The following is a 17,582-nucleotide window of genomic DNA, read 5'->3' as shown; positions in this document are numbered from 1 at the left end:
GACCCCGGCCTGCGAACACGCTATTATCTCGATCTCGTTGCACTGCACTCCCGGTGCGGCGAAAAGTTTGGGAGACGTGGCCGAGAGGTCGAAGGCACTCCCCTGCTAAGGGAGCATCTGGCTAAAAACTGGATCGAGGGTTCGAATCCCTCCGTCTCCGCCAGTTGTCGTAGAAAGGCCCCGCAAGGTTAAAAACTTGCGGGGCTTTTTCTTTTTGCCGCGTTAGTCGGCGAAGTGCATTGCGACGAAGTGCATTGCGACGAAGTGCATCGCTTCGTCATCCTTCTGAATCGTCGCCGAAGAGAACGCGAGCGTCGCCGCTCGCGCTCAGTCACATCCTTACTTCCCTGACGCGATCCGGTCCTCGATATGCTTCGCGCGCGCCGGCGACGACGGATGCGAACTCAGCATGCTCGACTTGCCGCCATCGATGGTCGCGAGCTTCTGGAACGCCGTGACCAGTCCCTTCGGGTCGTAGCCCTTCTTCTTCTGCGTATCGAAGGAGTAATCGTCAGCGGCCGATTCCTGCGTTTGCGAGAACTGCGCGTTGACGAATTTTTCCGACAGATCGCCGAGCTGCGACGCCGACAGGCTTCCGACCATACCGCCCGCCGCCGAAGCCACCGTGCGCGCCGCCGACGTCGCGTACGCCACCTGCATCGCTTTCTTCGTATGGCCGAGCGCGACGTGCCCCATTTCGTGCCCGACGACACCGCGCACTTCGTCATCGTTCATCAGGTCCATGAGGCCGCTGTAAACGCGCACGCAGCCGTTCGCCATCGCCCACGCGTTGACGTCCTTCGTCAGATAAACCTTGTAATTGACCGGCACGCCGTTGATGTTGTCGCCGAGCTGCTTCGAAATCTTGTTCAGGCGCTGGGTGTACGGGCTGTTGGCCGCCGCGACTTTGTTTTCCTTGTCGAGTTCGGCACAGGACTTGTCGGACAGCGTGCGGACATCGGAGTCGCTCAGCGACAGCGCCTGAGTCGCCATTTGCCCGGATTGCATCAATTGGTTCGGATCCATGCTGCTCATGCTGCTGCACGACGCAAGTGTGAACACAGCGGAGGCCGCCAGCGCGATGCGGAAGATCGTCATAGTTTTACCTTTCGAATGTTGTTGTGATCGTCGTTCTGCGCAGATTGCGCGAACGCAGCGAAATGCTAATGACAGTCGATTCGTAAGCTATTCGAAAATTCCGATTTTGTCGGCAAAAAAGATGAAAACGCCAGCGGAAACCGTGCATCAGTCGCGCACGAAACGCGAATCAATCGGTCGCGCGCCTGCAGGCGGCGCGCACGCGTGCGGCGACGGATGCGGCGGGTGCGGCGTCCATCGCGATCGAAGCCGCGTCCGGCAAGGCTTCGGCGGCAAGCTGCGTGAGCGTCTGTCCCGGCGGCATCTCGACGAACAACTTCGCGCCGAGTTCGGCGAGCGCGATCGTCGATTCGTGCCAGCGCACCGGATAGCGCAGATTGGTGGCGAGGTCTTCGCGAATGGCGTCGGCGCGACGCAGCACGCGCGCGCCGCGATTGCCGATGTAGGCGATGCGCGGCGCCTCGATCCGCACCTTGCTCGCCGCTTCGCCGAGCCGTTGCGCGGCGCTTTCCAGCAGCACGCAATGCGAGGGCACGCTCACGCACAGCCGTTCGGCGCGCCGCGCGCCGCGCGACAGGGCGATGTCGCGCACTTGCGCGAGCGCGGCGTCGCTGCCCGAAAGGACGATCTGACGCGGCGCGTTCAGATTGCCGATGTAGGCGTCGGCGCCGCAATCGGCGATCGCGCGGGCGATCTCCCTTTCGTTGAGCCCGAGCACGGCGAGCATGCCGTAGCCGCTCGGATACGCGTCTTCCATCAGCCTGGCGCGCAGGCGCACGAGTTCGAGCGCATCGTCGAAGCGAATCGCGCCGCACACGACCGCCGCGCCGAACGCCCCGACCGACAAGCCCGCGACGGCTTCCGGCTCGACGCCTTCCTCCGCGAGCGCGCGCGCCGCGGCCACGCCCGCGACGACGAGCGAAATCTGCACGGCGACGGTCGATTTGAGCGCGTCGGCGCTGTCGAGATCGCGGACGTCCGCGCCGAGCACATCGGATGCTTCGTCGAGCGTGCGGACGATCGCCGGATGCGGCTCGCCGCCGCCGAGCCGATGCAGAAAGCCCGGCGCTTGCGCGCCCTGTCCGGGAAAGAGATAGGCGATCATGCCGCTGCCCACGGATTCGCGACGAGGCGCGGGCCGTCGGCGTGCCGCAGCATGACGCGTAGTCCGACGCGCGCGAACTCCGCGAGCGAGAAAGCCGCGTCGCATGTTTCGATCTGCACGTCGATGCGCGTGTCTTCCTTCTGCGCCGCTTGCGAGAGCGCATCGAAGAGCGCCGATGCGTCTTCGCGGGGCAAGGGCGTCGGCGCGCGCACGACGATATCGAGGTCGCTGTCGCGCGTGATCGCCGGCATCGCGCACGCGAGCTCGAAGCCCGCGCTGCCGGCCGGGCCCCATTCGAGACCGCATCCGTCGATGATCGGCGCGACCGCGCGCAACAACGCGAACGCGGGCAGGTCGCGACGCGCCGGATCGGGCTCGCGCGTGCGCAGCGCTTCGGGCGTGAGCATCGCGTCGATGTGACGCGTCTCGATCCACGCGCCGAAGCGTTCGCCGCGCGCCATTCCGCGCACGCCGACGGGAATCGCAGCGCCGATGCGCGGTGCGCGCCGCACGACGACGAACGGCGCGCGCGCGAGCGACGCGGCGACCCACGCCGGCGCGTTGTCAAAGGCGGCCGTCCCGGGCGCGATCCGCAGCAAATCGTGCGGACGCGGCGCGCGCTCCATCACGCGGTCCATCAAACGCTCCACTGCTCGCGCATGCGCCTGCGCACCTCGATCGATGCGGCGCGCGTGCGTTTCGCATCGGCGGAAGAGAGCCGGTTCGACAGATCGCGCGGACCGTTGCGCGCATCCTTCACCGCCGCCGCGAGCGATGCCTTCACGCGCTCGATGTCGGCGGAAGAGGGCGCGTCGGCGTCGACGCCTTCGATCAGTTCGTGCAGCAAGCCGAGCTTCGCGTAGGCGCTCATCTTGTACGACATCGGCAGGACCGCGTCGCCGAGCGCGTCGAGGCTTTCGACGCTGCGCCGCGTAACGCGCGCGGCGGCTTCCTTGCCCATCGCGTGGACGGCCGTGCCGGGCGCGTCGAGCGCGACGATGCGATTCGCCTGATAGCCGTGCGCGAGATACGCGCCCGACATCGCCGGTCCGACGATCAGCGCGATCACCGGATGGCCCGCGAGCCGCGCGCTCGCGTAGGCATCGACGGCGGCGGCGCACGCGAGATGAATGCCGAGCAGTTCTTCGCGACGTCCGTACGCCTGGCTCTTCACATCGACGACGGCGACGATGGCGCGCTTCACCTCGGCATCGCGATCGGCGTCGATCGTTTCGCGCACGGCGCGTGCGAGCAGCCAGCCCTGTTCGAGGCCGACGACGTTATCGGTCGCGCGCGGGAAGCGGTTCTGCGGATCGGGCACGACGGCAAAGAAGCTCGCGCGTTCGCCATCGAGAGCGCCTTCGCGCACGCGGATCGGCCCGCGCTCCGATTGCGTCGACGCAGAAGTCAGCGCGTCGAGCCAGCGCTCGCCGCGGGAAAGTGTGTCGGTCATGATGCGCCCCACAGTTTGCGCAAGGTGTCGGGATCGATGACGTCGGGGTTCACGTCGGCGAGCCGCGCGATGAAGCCATCCACGTTCTCCGTGCGATGCCGCGGCGGCACGCCGCGCCTGAACGCCGCGAGCACGGCGTCGCGCACGTGCTCGGTATCGTCTTCGACGAGCGTGTCCGCAAGACCGACCGCGACGCGTTCCTCGCCGCCGATCATCGACCAGATGAGGCGCCGGTCGCCCGAATCGAGTTCCTCGATGCCCGCTTCCTGCTCGATCACCTCCGGCCCGTTCATGCCGAGGCGCGCCTGCCGCGTCATCACCAGCTCGGTACAGAGCGCGGCCGCGAGCGACATGCCGCCGAAGCAGCCGACCATCCCGCCGATCACCCCGACGACAGGCACATGAGCCCGCAGCGCGACGATCGCCGCCTGAATTTCGGCGATGGCCGCGAGCCCGAGATTCGCTTCCTGCAGACGCACGCCGCCGGTTTCGAACAGCACGACGGGACGGATCGCGCGCCCGGCTTCGAATTCGCTCAAGGCCATTTCGAGCGCGGCGGCGATCTTCGCGCCGGATACTTCGCCGATGCTGCCGCCCTGAAACGCCGGCTCGATCGCGGCGATCACCGCCGGTTCGCCGCCGAGCATGCCGCGTGCGATGACCGCGCCGTCATCCGCCTGGCAGACGATGTTCTGCATCGCGAGCCACGGCGATTCGATGCGGTCGAACGGGCCGAGCAGTTCGCGGAACGTGCCTTGGTCGAGCAGCGCGTGCGCGCGTTCGCGCGCCGTCATTTCGATGAAGCTGTGCCGCGCGAGAAACGTGTCGTGCGCGTTCATGGCGTGTCTCCTTCGCTTTCGCTTGCTTCGACGGCTTCGTTGAGTCGCAGCATGACGACGCCGGGCGTCGCGCCGAAATCGTTCAGTTCGATTTTCGCCGCGCCGTCGTAGCGCTGGAAGAAGCGGTCGAGCACGCTTTTCCAGACATGGCCGTAGCCATCGACGCTCGTGCGGATCACCACTTCCGCGTTCGCACTTTGTGACGGCGAAAGCAGCACTTCGAGATCGCCCGAGCCGACGACGCCCACGTGCGCGCGGCGCGTGACGGGCCGTTTGGCCGGATATTCGTATCGCATGTTTTCCATCGTTCGTTCCTCTTCAGGGCAAGCGCCTGAGACTGTCGAGAAAGAGTGTCGCCGCGAGCAGGTCGGCCGCGCCGCCGGGCGATGCGTTCAGCTTCATCAGTTCTTCGTGAAGCGCCTCGAGCGCGCGACGGCCCGCGACGCTCGCCGCTCCGCCGCAAGCGATCACATCGCGCGCGCCGCGTTGCGCTGCTTCGAGCGCGGGCATTCCGCCGCGATGCAGAAGACACGTATCGTCCAGCGACGCGATGATCGCGACGAGCGCATCGAGCCGCGCGTCGGATTCGGCGAGTCCGCTTGCGCGCGCGGCGTCCAGCGCGGGCAGGCCGACGAGCCGCGCGTGCGGAAAACCATCGCGCGCTTCGCCGCGTGCGCCCGCCACGCGATAGCGTTCGCTGACGCGCGCACCGTGGCTCTTCGTTGCCGTTAGCGGCGCGTAGCGATCGTCGAAACGGGCGATCTTCGCCGCCGAGAAGCAGATCGCGCCGCTGTCGTCGGGCGCGTGCATCGCCGCGCCCGCGCACAGCAAACCGATGATCCAGATCGCGCCGCGATGCGCGTTGCTGCCTTCGGTTGCGCGCATCATCGCGGATTCGCCTTCGCGGCCGATGCGCGCCAGTTGCTCGCGCAAGATCTGCGACGGCTCCGCGTGCGACGCCGCGCGCGCGATCGCGAGAAACGTCGGATGCAGGGCGCGAGCGGAACGCAGCATCGTGTCCAGATCGAGATCGCGATGCGCGCCGCTGCCGCGTTCATCGACGAGCGCGGGCTTCGGCGTGAGACGCGCCTCGGCGATCAGCGCATCGACGGCGCATTGCGCGATGAGCGGCGGCGACGCGACCGCGCGCGCAAGTTCGCGAAGAGCCGGCTTCATCACCAGCTCCGGAAGCGCGCGGGCGGCACGTACAAGCCGCCCGACCACGCGACGAGATCGTCGATGCTGCGCGCCGCGAGCAGCGAGCGCTTGGCTTCGCCGCGCCGCACGCCCAGATCTTCCGGATACGCGACGATGCCGCGCCGTCTCAATTCCGCCGTCTTCGCGGGATCGGCGCGCATGCCGATCGGCGTCACGCCCGCGACCGCCGCGAGCGCGGCGCGGCGCTCGTCGACGCCTTCTGCCGCGTGCAGATACGCGATGCCTTCTTCCGTCACGACGTGCGTGACATCGTCGCCGTAGATCATCACGGGCGCGATCGGCATGCCGCTTTTCTCGCCGACGGCAATCGCGTCGAGCGCATCGACGATGGTCGGCTCGCCGCCTTTCTTGTACGTCTCGGCCGTCTGCACGACGAGCTTGTGCCCGCGCGCGATCTTCGGATTCGGGCCGTCGTCCTTCAGGAGCTTGAGCCACGCTTCGCTCGAATGACGCCGGCCGCGCGGATCGTGTCCCATGTTCGGCGCGCCGCCGAAGCCCGCGAGCCGCCCGAGCGTGACCGTCGACGAATTCGCGTCGGCGTCCATCTGCAAGGTCGAGCCGATGAAGAGATCGACACCGTATTGCCCCGCGAGCTGGCAGAACACGCGATTCGAGCGCAGGCTGCCGTCGCGGCCGGTGAAGAACACATCGGAGCGCGCCGCGATGTAGTCCTCCATGCCGACTTCGCTGCCGAAGCAATGCACGCTGTCCACCCAGCCGGATTCGATCGCGGGAATCAGCGTCGGATGCGGATTGAGCGCCCAGTTCGTGCAGATCTTTCCTTTGAGGCCGAGCTTCTCGCCGTATGTCGGCAACAGCAGTTCGATCGCGGCCGTATCGAAGCCGATGCCGTGATTGAGCGCCTTGACGCCATAGCGCTCGTAGATGCCGCGGATCGTCATCATCGCCATGAGAATCTGCAATTCGCCGATGTGACGCGGATCGCGCGTGAAAAGCGGCTCCACGGCGAACGGACGATCGGCCTCGACGACGACATCGACCCACGAGCCGGGAATATCGACGCGCGGCAGTTCGTCGACGATTTCGTTCACCTGCGCGACCACGATGCCATGCCGGAACGCGGTGGCTTCGACGATCGTCGGCGTGTCCTCGGTGTTGGCGCCCGTGTACAGATTGCCATGCCGGTCCGCCTGCACCGCGCACACGAGCGCGACCTGCGGCGTCAAGTCGATGAACATGCGCGCATACAGTTCGATGTACGTATAGATCGCGCCGATCTCCAGCATGCCGTCTTCGAGCAGTTGCGCGACGCGCAGGCTTTGCGGCCCGGCGAACGCGAAATCGACCTTGTGCGCGATGCCTTGCTCGAAGAGCGCGAGATGCTCGGGACGGCTGATGCTCGAGATCAGCAGATGGATGTCGTGCACGCGGTCCGGATCGAGCTTCGCGAATGCGCGCGAGAGAAAGTCCGCCTGCTTCTGATTGTTGCCTTCGAGCGCGACACGGTCGCCGGTGACGATGAGCGCACTCAACGCATCGACGATGTGCGCGGCATCGAGCACGGAGCCGTTCATCCACGGCTCGATCAGCTTAAGACGCCGCGCCTTTTCCTGCGCGCGCGTGTTCCAGTTGCGGGTTTCAGCGATGACGTCGTTCATTGGTCGGCCTTGACGGAATTCGATCGGGAAGATGCGCGGCGTTTCTTCTTCTTGACGTGGCTCGATTGCGCGAGCGCCTGGGCATCGGCGAGAAAGCGGTAGAGCAGGTCGCCCGTCGCGAGCAGATGGCGCGCGACGAGCGTCTGCGCCTGTTCGATATCGCGCGCGGCGAGGGCATCGAAGATCGCGCGGTGCTCGGCATCGGATGAATCCTTGTGGATCGGCAGACCGAGCTTCAGCCGCAAATAGCGTTCGCCGCGCCGATGCATCTGGCCGATCAGCTCCATCAGCCGAGGACGGTCGGCGGGCGCGTAGAGCGCCATGTGGAACTGCTCGTTGCGCACGACGTAGAGCGTCGGATCGGGCTCGTTCTCGGCGGCTTCGAGCAGGCGTTTCGCGTCGGCAAGCGTTTCGGGCGTGTGATGCGCGATCGCAATGCCGATCGCGAGACTTTCGAGCGATGCGCGAATCTCGTAGATCTCGCGCGCCTCGTCGGCCGATTGCAGACTGACGGCCGCGCCGCGATTCGGCTCGATTGTCACCCAGCCTTCGCTTTCGAGCTGGCGGAACGCTTCTCGCACCGGAATGGCGCTGACCGAAAACTGCCGGGCGATCGCGTCCTGCCGCAGCGGCTCGCCCGGCAACAGCGAGCCATCGACGATGGCGGCGCGCAGCGCATCCGCGATGAAGCGCGACGTGCTCTGGCGCGGTTCGAACTGCGCGTCGCGAAATGAGGCCGGAGTCGATCCGGCTGAGAGATCTGTCGGCATGGCTAGGTGAAAGTGCGGACTTGTCGTGTCTCGATGTTCAAATATTATATATAAAAACGCACACGGTACTTCGGTGCTTTCCCTAGACGCCATAACAAACATTTTTAACCGGCGCGTCGCTAATTCCTTTGGAGACATGGCCATGCCCAGCACGCTGGATCGACAGATAAGCGCCACGCGCGCCACGAAGACACCGCTCAACCGGTCGCAGATCACCGGTTTCTGGGGTGCGTGGGCCGGCTGGACGCTCGACGGAATGGATTCGTTCATCTACGCGCTCGTGCTCGCGCCGGCGCTCACCGAATTGCTGCCGCGTTCGGGCTATGATGCGACGCCGGCGAACATCGGGCTTGCGGGCTCGATTCTCTTCGCGCTCTTTCTCGTCGGATGGGGACTGTCGTTCATCTGGGGACCGCTCGCCGACCGTTTCGGACGCACGAAAGTGCTCGCGGCGACCATCTTCACGTTCGCGATCTTCACCGGCCTTGCGGCGACCGCGCATAACGTGTGGGAGCTCGGCTTCTATCGGTTTTGCGCGGGCGTGGGGATCGGCGGTGAATGGGCGCTCGCGGGCACGTATGTCGCGGAAGCCTGGCCGGATGACCGCCGGAAGATGGGCGCGGGTTATCTGCAGACCGGCTACTACGCGGGCTTCTTCCTCGCCGCCGCGCTCAATTACACGATCGGCGCGACGTTCGGCTGGCGCGCGATGTTTCTCGTCGGCCTGTTTCCGGTCGTGGTGTCGATCATGGTGCTCCTGCGCGTGAAGGAAACCGACAAGTGGGAACGCGCCGAAACCGCTCATCCGCACGTCAAGCACGAGAGTTCGCTGAAGGCGATCTTCAATGCGCAATATCGCAAGCGGACGATCGTCGCGGCCGTGCTGCTGACGGTGGCGATCATCGGCTTGTGGGCGGGCGCGGTGTATGAACCGTCGGCGGTCGTTCAGCTCGCGACGAAGGCGGGCATGGACAAGCACGATGCCGCGCGCATGGCGTCGATCGCGACGGGGCTGCTTTCGATCGGCACGATCGTCGGCTGTCTCGCGCTGCCGCCGATGGCCGAAAAGATCGGCCGCAAAAAGACGCTCGCGGTGTATTTCGTCGGCATGGCAGCGTCGATCGCGCTCGCGTTCGGCTGGGCGTTCTATCTGCCGAACGGCCTGGTGCCGTTCATCGCGCTGCTCGTCGTGCTGGGCTTCTTCGGCGGCAACTTCGCGCTCTTTTCGCTGTGGCTGCCCGAGCAGTTCGAAACCCGCGTGCGTGCGACGGCCTTCGCGTTCTGCACGTCGGTCGGGCGCTTCTTCGGCGCGATCGTGAACTTCGGCATCGGCGCGATGGTGCTCAACATGAAGACGCTCGGCGTGCCGATTGCCATTACCGCGATTGCGTTTCTCATCGGTCTCGCGGTGATCCCGCTCGCGCCGGAAACCAAAGGCCAGGAACTGCCGAACTGATCTTCGCTGCGCCTCTCACGAACGGCGATCTTCGCGATGCGAGGGCCGCCGTTTTTCCATCTGCACGAGCTTACTTTTCGTAAGTTTTTCCTCAGTAATAGCAGGTTACGAAGTCGAACACTCGATGCGGCATCCGTCCGATATAGTCCGGTCAACACAACAAACAACCCATCGGGGTGGGGCTTTACATGAACAAGGTATCGAAGGCTTCCGTGCTGGCTGGCGCCGTGATGTTCGGCGGTCTGATGGTGTCCGGCGCGGCCAATGCGGGTGTGTCCGTGGGCGTGAACATCGGGGTGCCCGCGCCCGTGTACGTCGCGCCCGAGCCGGTCTATGCGCCGCCTCCGCCGCCCGTCGTGTACGCGCCGCCTCCGGCGCCGGTCTACGTGCAGCCGGCCATCGTGGTCGGCTGGCATGGCGATCGTTACTGGGATGGCCGTCGCTACTGGGATCGCGACGATTACTATCGCCACTACGATCATGGCCGCGGCCACGATCACGACGGCCATGACCACGGCCGTCACAACGGCTGGCGTTGATCGTCCCGCGCCGCCCGGCGTCCGTCGCCGAAAGCCACTCGTTCGTCACGGGTGGCTTTTTTGTTGCCGCTTGAACGTGGAAGGGCGAATTCCCAGTAAAACAACAACGCCGCGAATTCTCACCCGCGCGATGTAACAAAAGGTAAGGTTTCTCCAGACGTAAAGCGCGAGCAGGCAATAACTTACAAAGCTGAAATATTGCGTCGAAAGGTTTTCGTTATATTTGAGCGCAAGCGAACAAGTACAAAGCGAGGTCCGGTTGCATATGAAAAAGAAGTTCTCGGGACGAATCGTGGCCGGTGTGCTGACCATGGCGGCGCTGAGCGCGACGGGCATCGCGCGCGCGGCGGATGTTCATGTCGGCGTGAATATCGGCATTCCGGCGCCGGTCTACGTCGCGCCGACGCCGGTCTATGCACCGCCTCCGCCGCCCGTCGTCTACCAGCCCGCGCCGATGTACGCGCCGCCGGTCGTCATCGGCTGGCATGGCAGCCGGTACTGGGACGGCCGACGCTATTGGAGCCGCAACGACTACTATCGTCATTACGGGCACGGCCGTCCGCCGCCTCCGCCGCGCCCGCATGGTCCGCCGCCGGGGCACGGTTACGGACATGGCAACGGGCACGGCAACGGACATGGCGGCCCGCACGGCTATCGTTGAGCGCAGGGCGCGGTCATCGCGGCAAATAAAAAACGCCGCTCACCTGAAGTGAGCGGCGCTTCGTTTTGAAGCTGCGAACGGGCGCTTATTCCGCGTCGCCGCCCATTCCGCCGACGACCGCATGGAATCCGGCATCGACGTGGACGACTTCCGCGCTCATGCCGCTCGACAGATCCGACAGCAGGAACGCGGCGACATTGCCCACTTGCTCGATCGTCACATTGCGCTTGAGCGGCGCATTCTGTTCGACGAAGTTCAGAATCTTGCCGAAGCTCTTGATGCCGCTCGCCGCGAGCGTCTTGATCGGGCCGGCCGAGATGGCGTTGACGCGTACGCCCTTGGCGCCGAGCGACTGCGACGCCGCCATGTAACGCACGCTCGCCTCGAGCGATGCCTTCGCGAGGCCCATCGTGTTGTAGTTCGGCAGCGCGCGCTCGGCGCCGAGATACGACAGCGTGAGCAGCGACGAGCCGTCTTTCAGCATCGGCAGCGCGGCTTTCGCAAGCGCGGGGAAACTGTAGGCGGAGATGTCGTGCGCAACGCGGAAGTTCTCGCGCGTCATGCCGTCGAGGAAATCGCCCGCGATTGCCTCGCGCGGCGCGAAGCCGATGGAGTGCACGAGGCCGTCGAGCGAGTCCCAGCGTTCTTTCAGCGACGCGAACAGCGCATCGATTTGCGCGTCGTCGGCGACGTCGCACGGATAGACCATGTCGCTGCCGAACTCGGTCGCGAACTCGGTGATGCGCTCCTTGAAGCGCTCGCCGACATACGTGAACGCCAGTTCCGCGCCTTCGCGCTTGCAGGCCGCGGCGATGCCGTAAGCGATCGAGCGGTTGGACAGCAGGCCCGTCAGCAGAATTCGTTTTCCAGCGAGAAAGCCCATGAATGCTCCTTCTTTGATGTCAGTGTCGCGGCGCGCACCGGTTGTCCGATGCCGCGCGGGGTCGTGCGTGGCGCGATCGGCCAGTCGACAACCCTTGGGTCGCAGGCCGAGCGGTGCGTGATTTTGGGTAGAATTCTCTCACATCGCAATGCCTCGCCTTAAGATTCCCGCGGCTCGCGCTTCGGGTTTCCGGCCGGGTCACTCCATCGCGTCACACACTCAAATCGCGCCCAGAGGCACATGACGATCCGTTTATGCAGCGCCTCACGCTTGGTCCTGACCTGGTCGCTGGCCGCATCGGCTGCATGGCTCGCGAGTCCGGCTTACGCGGTGCATGCCATCGCGCAATACGGCGAGCCGAAATACCCGGCCGGTTTCAAGCACTTCGATTACGTGAATCCCGACGCGCCGCGCGACGGCACGCTCGTCCTCGCGAACCCGAACCGGCTGACGAGCTTCGACAAGTTCAATCCGTTCACGTTGCGCGGCAATCCCGCGCCCGGTCTTTCGCTGATGTTCGAGAGCCTGACGACAGGCAGTTCCGACGAAGTGTCGACCGCTTACGGCCTGCTCGCCGATGACATTTCCGTCGCGCCCGATGGCATGTCGACCACCTTCCACATCAATCCGAAAGCGCGCTTTTCCAACGGCGATCCGGTCACGGCGGAAGACGTGAAGTTCTCGTTCGAGATGCTCAAGAGTCCGCTTGCCGCGCCGCAGTTCTCCGTGTACTTCGGGCAGATCGCGCGCGCGGTGATCGTCGATCCGCAGACGATCCGCTTCGAGTTCAAGATCGCGACGCGCGAGATGCCGCTGCTCGCGGGCGGCATTCCGGTGTTTTCGCGCAAGTGGGGCATGAAGCCGGACGGCACGCGCATTCCGTTCGACAAGATCGCGTTCCAGAAGCCCATCGGCAGCGGGCCGTATCTGATCGATCGTTACGACAACGGCCGCACGATCTCGTACCGGCGCAATCCGGATTACTGGGGCGCGGCGCTGCCGGTGCGTGTCGGCACGTTCAATTTCGCGCACATCGACTACAAGCTTTACGGCGATCCGACCGCGCGCCTCGAAGCGTTCAAGGCGGGCGAGTACGACGTGCTGGTCGAGTACGTCGCGCGCAGTTGGGTGCGGCGCGATATCGGCAAACGCTTCGACAGCGGCGAGCTCATCAAGCGCGAGTTCCCGCACCACAACGGCACCGGCATGCAGGGCTTCTTCATGAACACGCGCAAGCCGCTCTTCAAGGACGTGCGCGTGCGTCAGGCGCTCGATCTCGCGCTCGATTTCGAGTGGCTCAACCGGCAACTGTTCTTCAATCAGTACAGGCGCATCGACAGCTTTTTCGTCAACACGGATCTGCAGGCGAAGGGATTGCCGAGCGAAGGCGAACTCGCGATATTGAACCCGCTGAAGAAGCAGCTCGATCCTTCCGTGTTCGGCGAGATGCCGCGTCAGCCGGACACCGATCCGCCCGGCTCGCTGCGCGCCAATCTCATCAAGGCGCGCGAATTGCTCGCTCGAGCCGGCTGGACGTATCGCGACGGCGCGCTGCGCAACGCGAAGGGCGAGCCGTTCGTCTTCGAGATTCTCGACGACACCGGCGGCGGCGCGTCGATGGAGCCGGTCGCGGCCGCGTTCGGGCGCAATCTGCAGAAGCTCGGCATCACGATGAACTTTCGCACCGTCGATTACGCGTTGATCCAGAAACGTCTCGATGCGTTCGACTTCGACATGACGAGCGTGCGCATGCCCGACGTGCAGGTGCCGGGCACCGAGCAGGTTTCGCGCTTCGGCAGCAAGTCCGCGGACGAGCAGGGCTCCGACAATCTCGCAGGCGTGAAGTCGCCGGCCGTCGATGCGATCCTGCAGACAGTGATCTCCGCGCAGACGCGCGAGCAACTGGTGGACGCGACGCACGCGCTCGATCGCGTGCTGATCAACGGCTACTATGTGGTGCCGCACTGGTACTCGGCGACGCATCGCGTGGCGTATCGGAATACGCTGGCGTACCCGTCGACGCTGCCGCTGTATTACGGCGCGGAAGAGTGGGTCATATCGACGTGGTGGGCCAAATCCGGGCCCGCCGCGCACGCGGCGAAGTAACGAGGACGCGCCATGTGGAGCTACATCCTTAAACGCATTCTCTTGATGATCCCGACGCTCATCGGCGTGTTGACGCTCACGTTCGTCGTGATCCAGTTCGTGCCGGGCGGTCCGGTCGAACAGGCGGTGCACGACTTGCGGCGCGGACAGTCCGAAGGCGGCGGCGGCTTCGGGCTGCGCACGCATACGGGCGTCGATGCGCAGCAGGTCGAGCAACTGAAGAAGCTCTACGGCTTCGACAAACCGCCGCTGCAACGCTACTTTCTGATGCTCGGCAAGTTCGCGCGCTTCGATCTCGGCGAGAGTTATTTCAGGCATCAGAGCGTGTGGTCGCTGATCGTGTCGAAGCTGCCGGTGTCGATCAGCATCGGCTTGTGGACCTTCTTCATCACGTATCTGATATCGGTGCCGCTCGGCATCGCCAAAGCCGTGAAGAACGGCTCGAAGTTCGATGTCGCGACGAGTCTCATCGTGCTCGTCGGCTTTGCGATTCCGGGCTTCGTGCTCGGCGTGCTGCTGCTCGTGCTGTTCGGCGGCGGCACGTTCTGGCAACTGTTTCCGCTGCGCAATCTCACGTCCGACAACTGGGCGACGCTCTCGCTCGGCGGCAAGATTCTCGATTATCTGTGGCACATCACGTTGCCGGTCGTGGCGTCGGTGGTGGGCAGCTTCGCCGTCGTCACGATGCTCACGAAGAACGCGTTCCTCGACGAAATCCGCAAGCAATATGTGCTGACCGCGCGCGCCAAAGGCTTGAGTGAGCGGCGCGTGCTGTGGAAGCACGTATTCCGCAACGCGCTCTTGCCGCTGATCGTCGGTTTTCCGGCGGCGTTCATCGGCGCGTTCTTTACGGGCAGCCTGCTGATCGAGACGCTCTTTTCGCTCGACGGCCTCGGACTGCTCTCGTACGAATCCGTCGTGCGGCGCGACTATCCGGTCGTGCTCGGCACGCTTTATCTCTTCACGCTGATCGGCCTCGCGACGAAGCTCATCTCGGACCTCTGTTACGTCTGGGTCGATCCACGCATTCAATTCGAACAACTGGAGCGCTGATTTGAATCGAGCCGCTTCACCGGAATCGTCACGGCGCGGTGCCAACGGCAGCGATGCGCAACCGCTGCGCGGCGCGGCATCGGTGCCGCCAGGACGGCGCGTATGGCTGCGCTTCAAGCGAAACAGGCTCGGATACTGGAGCCTGATCGTGTTCATCGCGGCGTTCGTCATCAGTCTCGCGGGGCCGCTGTGGTCGAACGACAAGCCGCTCGTCGTGCGCTATCAGGGCCACTTTTACTTTCCGCTCGTGAAGACGTATGCGGAGACGACCTTCGGCGGCGACTTTCCGACGCCCGCCGATTATCTCGATCCGTTCGTGCGCGATCGCTTCAGCGCGCCCGGCAACTTCGCGATCTATCCGCCGAATCACTACTACTACGACACGCTCAACTATTTTTCGAAGGGCTCGAACCCGGCGCCGCCGTCGCGCGAGAACTGGCTCGGCACCGACGATCGCGGCCGCGACGTGTTCGCGCGCCTCGTCTACGGCTTTCGCGTGTCGGTGCTGTTCGCGCTCGTGCTGACGGCGATCGGCACCGTGCTCGGTGTCGTCGCGGGCGCGGTGCAGGGCTACTTCGGCGGCAGGATCGATATCACCGGGCAACGCCTGATCGAAATCTGGAGCGCGTTGCCGGAGCTTTATCTGCTGATCATCTTCGCGTCGATATTCGAGCCGAGTCTCATTCTTTTGATCATCCTGCTGTCGCTGTTCGGATGGATCGGCCTGTCGGATTACGTGCGCGCGGAGTTTCTGCGCAACCGCACGCAGGACTATGTCCGCGCCGCGCGCGCGATGGGTTTGTCGAACTGGCAGATCATCTGGCGGCACGTCTTGCCCAATAGCCTGACGCCCGTCATCACGTTCCTGCCGTTTCGCATGAGCGGAGCGATTCTCGCGCTCACGAGCCTCGATTTTCTCGGCCTCGGCGTGCCGTCGCCGACGCCGTCGCTCGGCGAGTTGCTCGCGCAGGGCAAGGCCAATCTCGACGCGTGGTGGATTTCGCTGTCGACGTTCGGCGTGCTCGTCGCGACGCTGCTCCTGCTGACCTTCATGGGCGACGCCTTGCGCAACGCGCTCGATACGCGTATTTCCGATGCCGTGAAAGCCGGAGGCGGGCAGTGACGGAGCCGCTACTTTCGATCGAAGACTTGCGCGTGCGCTTCGGCGACACGCTCGCGGTCGATGGCGTCAATCTCGACATTCGCGCGGGCGAGCGTGTGGCGCTCGTCGGCGAATCGGGCTCGGGCAAGAGCGTGACGGCGCTGTCGGTGTTGCGCCTCGTGCACGAGGCCGAAGTGAGCGGATCGATCCGCTTCAACGGCGAGGAATTGCTGTCGAAAAGCGAACGCGCGATCCGAGGTCTGCGCGGTTCCGACATCGCGATGATCTTTCAGGAGCCGATGACCGCGCTCAATCCGCTCTACACGGTCGGGGACCAGATCGGCGAGACGATCCGCCTGCACGACGGCACGAGCCCGCGGGAGGCGAGAAAACGCGCAATCGCGCTGCTCGCGCGTACCGGGATCACCGAGCCGGAAAGGCGCGTGGACAGTTATCCGCATCAGCTTTCGGGCGGACAGCGTCAGCGCGTGATGATCGCGATGGCGCTCGCCTGCCGGCCGCGGCTTCTGCTCGCCGACGAACCGACCACCGCGCTCGACGTGACGATCCGCGCGCAGATCGTCGAGTTGCTGCTCGAACTTCAGCGCGATGAAGCCGAAAAGCGCGGCATGGCGGTGCTGCTCATCACGCACGACCTGAATCTCGTGCGGCGCTTCGCCGAGCGCGTCGCGGTGATGGAGAAGGGCGTGCTCGTCGAAAGCGGCACGGTGGAGGCCATTTTCGCGTCGCCGCAGCATCCGTACACGAAGCGGCTCATCGAGAGCAAGCCGAAGCGCAGCGTGCTGCCGGTGCTGCCCATCGCCCCAGTGCTGCTCGATGCAAAGGATGTGTCCGTCGATTACCCGACGCGTCTGCCGGGTTTCGCGGGCTGGTTCCGGCGCGGCCGCTTCAAGGCCGTCGACGACGTCACGCTGACGGTGCGCCAGGGCGAGACGCTCGGCATCGTCGGCGAATCGGGTTCGGGGAAATCGACGCTCGCGATGGCGCTACTCGGCCTGCAGCGCATCTCGAACGGCGCGGTGGAGTTCCAGGGGCGCGCAATCGGCGATTTTCGCGGACGCGAAAAAACCGTGCTGCGCTCGAACCTGCAAGTGGTGTTTCAGGACCCGTTCAGCTCGCTCTCGCCGCGGCAGACGGTGGAGCGCATCGTCGGAGAAGGGCTCGCGCTGCATCGACCGGAACTCGATGCCGCCGCTCGACGGGCGAAAGTGATCGCCGTGCTGCGCGAAGTCGGCATGGAGCGCGCGGCGCTCGATCGCTATCCGCACGAATTCTCCGGCGGACAGCGCCAGCGCATTGCGATCGCGCGCGCGCTCGTGCTCGAACCGAGCATCCTGATCCTGGACGAGCCGACCAGCGCGCTCGATGTTTCCATTCAAACTCAAGTGCTTGCGCTTCTGGCCGATATTCAGAAGAAGCACAATCTTGGTTACGTTTTCATAAGCCACGACCTGCAGGTGATCGGCGCGATGGCTCATCGCGTCGCGGTCATGCGGAATGGTTTTGTCGTGGAGTCGGGGGAAGTAGAGAAGATTTTTGCGAACCCTTCTGACGAATACACAAGAAAGCTTCTGAAAGCATCGCTAGTTTCCTAAAAATCTTTCTTTTTCGCCAATTGGGTGCGCGTCTCAATTGTATTTTTCTATTTCTTTTGACAGT

At 64.6% G+C, this 17,582-nt stretch carries 17 protein-coding genes and 1 tRNA gene; 8 read left to right on the top strand and 10 right to left on the bottom strand.

Annotated elements, in window-relative coordinates; translation table 11 throughout:
* Window positions 1-70 precede the first annotated feature (70 nt).
* Window positions 71-163, top strand: a tRNA-Ser gene (locus NCS03_RS09190).
* Between the two features lie 176 nt (window positions 164-339).
* Here NCS03_RS09190 and loiP read toward each other — a convergent pair.
* The 9 genes from loiP to NCS03_RS09145 form a co-directional block, all read right to left on the bottom strand.
* Window positions 340-1,098 (bottom strand): metalloprotease LoiP, encoded by a 759-nt coding sequence (loiP, locus tag NCS03_RS09185; protein ID WP_175982696.1) that lies wholly within the window; start codon window positions 1,096-1,098, stop codon window positions 340-342.
* Window positions 1,099-1,267: 169 nt separating this feature from the next.
* Entirely contained in the window at window positions 1,268-2,203 is a 936-nt protein-coding gene (gene mdcH, locus NCS03_RS09180) for a malonate decarboxylase subunit epsilon (RefSeq protein ID WP_250529083.1), read from the bottom strand.
* Complete coding sequence (locus tag NCS03_RS09175; RefSeq protein ID WP_250521189.1) at window positions 2,200-2,841, bottom strand: malonate decarboxylase holo-ACP synthase; 642 nt, start codon at window positions 2,839-2,841, stop codon at window positions 2,200-2,202. The genes mdcH and NCS03_RS09175 overlap by 4 nt, the downstream gene beginning before the upstream one ends.
* Window positions 2,841-3,656: a biotin-independent malonate decarboxylase subunit gamma gene (gene mdcE / locus NCS03_RS09170; RefSeq protein ID WP_250529082.1), complete on the bottom strand. Its 816-nt coding sequence runs from the start codon at window positions 3,654-3,656 to the stop codon at window positions 2,841-2,843. The genes NCS03_RS09175 and mdcE overlap by 1 nt, the downstream gene beginning before the upstream one ends.
* Complete coding sequence (locus NCS03_RS09165) at window positions 3,653-4,495, bottom strand: biotin-independent malonate decarboxylase subunit beta (protein WP_175982692.1); 843 nt, start codon at window positions 4,493-4,495, stop codon at window positions 3,653-3,655. Before NCS03_RS09165 ends, mdcE begins: the two co-directional genes overlap by 4 nt.
* A complete protein-coding gene (locus NCS03_RS09160) occupies window positions 4,492-4,800 on the bottom strand; it encodes a malonate decarboxylase subunit delta (protein ID WP_008341815.1) in 309 nt (102 codons plus the stop codon). The genes NCS03_RS09165 and NCS03_RS09160 overlap by 4 nt, the downstream gene beginning before the upstream one ends.
* 13 nt (window positions 4,801-4,813) lie before the next feature.
* The gene (locus NCS03_RS09155; RefSeq protein ID WP_250529081.1) at window positions 4,814-5,671 is read right to left on the bottom strand and encodes a triphosphoribosyl-dephospho-CoA synthase; all 858 of its coding nucleotides are present in this window, start codon (window positions 5,669-5,671) and stop codon (window positions 4,814-4,816) included.
* On the bottom strand, window positions 5,671-7,332 hold the full coding sequence (mdcA, locus tag NCS03_RS09150) for a malonate decarboxylase subunit alpha (protein ID WP_250529080.1): 1,662 nt from the start codon (window positions 7,330-7,332) through the stop codon (window positions 5,671-5,673). Before mdcA ends, NCS03_RS09155 begins: the two co-directional genes overlap by 1 nt.
* Window positions 7,329-8,102, bottom strand: coding sequence for a GntR family transcriptional regulator (locus NCS03_RS09145; protein ID WP_244808122.1), 774 nt, complete (start codon window positions 8,100-8,102; stop codon window positions 7,329-7,331). The genes mdcA and NCS03_RS09145 overlap by 4 nt, the downstream gene beginning before the upstream one ends.
* 142 nt (window positions 8,103-8,244) lie before the next feature.
* On the opposite strand from NCS03_RS09145, the gene NCS03_RS09140 reads away from it, so the two are divergent.
* The 3 genes from NCS03_RS09140 to NCS03_RS09130 all read left to right on the top strand — a co-directional run bounded on the left by NCS03_RS09140 (window position 8,245) and on the right by NCS03_RS09130 (window position 10,758).
* The gene (locus NCS03_RS09140) at window positions 8,245-9,558 is read left to right on the top strand and encodes an MFS transporter (RefSeq protein ID WP_250529079.1); all 1,314 of its coding nucleotides are present in this window, start codon (window positions 8,245-8,247) and stop codon (window positions 9,556-9,558) included.
* Between the two features lie 188 nt (window positions 9,559-9,746).
* Entirely contained in the window at window positions 9,747-10,097 is a 351-nt protein-coding gene (locus NCS03_RS09135; protein ID WP_008341804.1) for a hypothetical protein, read from the top strand.
* A gap of 265 nt (window positions 10,098-10,362) precedes the next feature.
* Complete coding sequence (locus NCS03_RS09130) at window positions 10,363-10,758, top strand: hypothetical protein (protein WP_008341803.1); 396 nt, start codon at window positions 10,363-10,365, stop codon at window positions 10,756-10,758.
* Between the two features lie 85 nt (window positions 10,759-10,843).
* Here the strand turns inward: NCS03_RS09130 and fabI are convergent, their stop codons facing one another.
* Window positions 10,844-11,641, bottom strand: a complete 798-nt coding sequence (gene fabI, locus NCS03_RS09125) for an enoyl-ACP reductase FabI (protein ID WP_008341802.1) — start codon at window positions 11,639-11,641, stop codon at window positions 10,844-10,846.
* Between the two features lie 240 nt (window positions 11,642-11,881).
* Here fabI and NCS03_RS09120 point away from each other — a divergent pair, with 240 nt between their 5' ends.
* The 4 genes from NCS03_RS09120 to NCS03_RS09105 are packed head-to-tail and all read left to right on the top strand — an operon-like array spanning window position 11,882 to window position 17,518.
* Window positions 11,882-13,747, top strand: coding sequence for an extracellular solute-binding protein (locus NCS03_RS09120; RefSeq protein ID WP_250529078.1), 1,866 nt, complete (start codon window positions 11,882-11,884; stop codon window positions 13,745-13,747).
* A gap of 12 nt (window positions 13,748-13,759) precedes the next feature.
* Window positions 13,760-14,800: a microcin C ABC transporter permease YejB gene (locus NCS03_RS09115; RefSeq protein ID WP_008341800.1), complete on the top strand. Its 1,041-nt coding sequence runs from the start codon at window positions 13,760-13,762 to the stop codon at window positions 14,798-14,800.
* Window position 14,801: 1 nt separating this feature from the next.
* The gene (locus NCS03_RS09110; RefSeq protein ID WP_008341799.1) at window positions 14,802-15,923 is read left to right on the top strand and encodes an ABC transporter permease; all 1,122 of its coding nucleotides are present in this window, start codon (window positions 14,802-14,804) and stop codon (window positions 15,921-15,923) included.
* A complete protein-coding gene (locus NCS03_RS09105; RefSeq protein ID WP_175982685.1) occupies window positions 15,920-17,518 on the top strand; it encodes an ABC transporter ATP-binding protein in 1,599 nt (532 codons plus the stop codon). The genes NCS03_RS09110 and NCS03_RS09105 overlap by 4 nt, the downstream gene beginning before the upstream one ends.
* Window positions 17,519-17,582 lie beyond the last annotated feature (64 nt).

It is taken from the genome of Caballeronia sp. ATUFL_F1_KS4A (assembly GCF_023630905.1).
In the GTDB taxonomy this organism is placed as follows: domain Bacteria; phylum Pseudomonadota; class Gammaproteobacteria; order Burkholderiales; family Burkholderiaceae; genus Caballeronia; species Caballeronia zhejiangensis.
This window is presented reverse-complemented; position numbering and strand designations above follow the sequence as displayed.

Excerpts from the sequence above, each read along its gene's own strand:
- loiP (WP_175982696.1), bottom strand. The coding sequence starts at position 1,098 with ATGACGATCTTCCGCATCGCGCTGGCGGCCTCCGCTGTGTTCACACTT.
- mdcH (WP_250529083.1), bottom strand. The coding sequence starts at position 2,203 with ATGATCGCCTATCTCTTTCCCGGACAGGGCGCGCAAGCGCCGGGCTTT.
- NCS03_RS09175 (WP_250521189.1), bottom strand. The coding sequence starts at position 2,841 with ATGGACCGCGTGATGGAGCGCGCGCCGCGTCCGCACGATTTGCTGCGG.
- mdcE (WP_250529082.1), bottom strand. The coding sequence starts at position 3,656 with ATGACCGACACACTTTCCCGCGGCGAGCGCTGGCTCGACGCGCTGACT.
- NCS03_RS09165 (WP_175982692.1), bottom strand. The coding sequence starts at position 4,495 with ATGAACGCGCACGACACGTTTCTCGCGCGGCACAGCTTCATCGAAATG.
- NCS03_RS09160 (WP_008341815.1), bottom strand. The coding sequence starts at position 4,800 with ATGGAAAACATGCGATACGAATATCCGGCCAAACGGCCCGTCACGCGC.
- NCS03_RS09155 (WP_250529081.1), bottom strand. The coding sequence starts at position 5,671 with ATGAAGCCGGCTCTTCGCGAACTTGCGCGCGCGGTCGCGTCGCCGCCG.
- mdcA (WP_250529080.1), bottom strand. The coding sequence starts at position 7,332 with ATGAACGACGTCATCGCTGAAACCCGCAACTGGAACACGCGCGCGCAG.
- NCS03_RS09145 (WP_244808122.1), bottom strand. The coding sequence starts at position 8,102 with ATGCCGACAGATCTCTCAGCCGGATCGACTCCGGCCTCATTTCGCGAC.
- NCS03_RS09140 (WP_250529079.1), top strand. The coding sequence starts at position 8,245 with ATGCCCAGCACGCTGGATCGACAGATAAGCGCCACGCGCGCCACGAAG.
- NCS03_RS09135 (WP_008341804.1), top strand. The coding sequence starts at position 9,747 with ATGAACAAGGTATCGAAGGCTTCCGTGCTGGCTGGCGCCGTGATGTTC.
- NCS03_RS09130 (WP_008341803.1), top strand. The coding sequence starts at position 10,363 with ATGAAAAAGAAGTTCTCGGGACGAATCGTGGCCGGTGTGCTGACCATG.
- fabI (WP_008341802.1), bottom strand. The coding sequence starts at position 11,641 with ATGGGCTTTCTCGCTGGAAAACGAATTCTGCTGACGGGCCTGCTGTCC.
- NCS03_RS09120 (WP_250529078.1), top strand. The coding sequence starts at position 11,882 with ATGACGATCCGTTTATGCAGCGCCTCACGCTTGGTCCTGACCTGGTCG.
- NCS03_RS09115 (WP_008341800.1), top strand. The coding sequence starts at position 13,760 with ATGTGGAGCTACATCCTTAAACGCATTCTCTTGATGATCCCGACGCTC.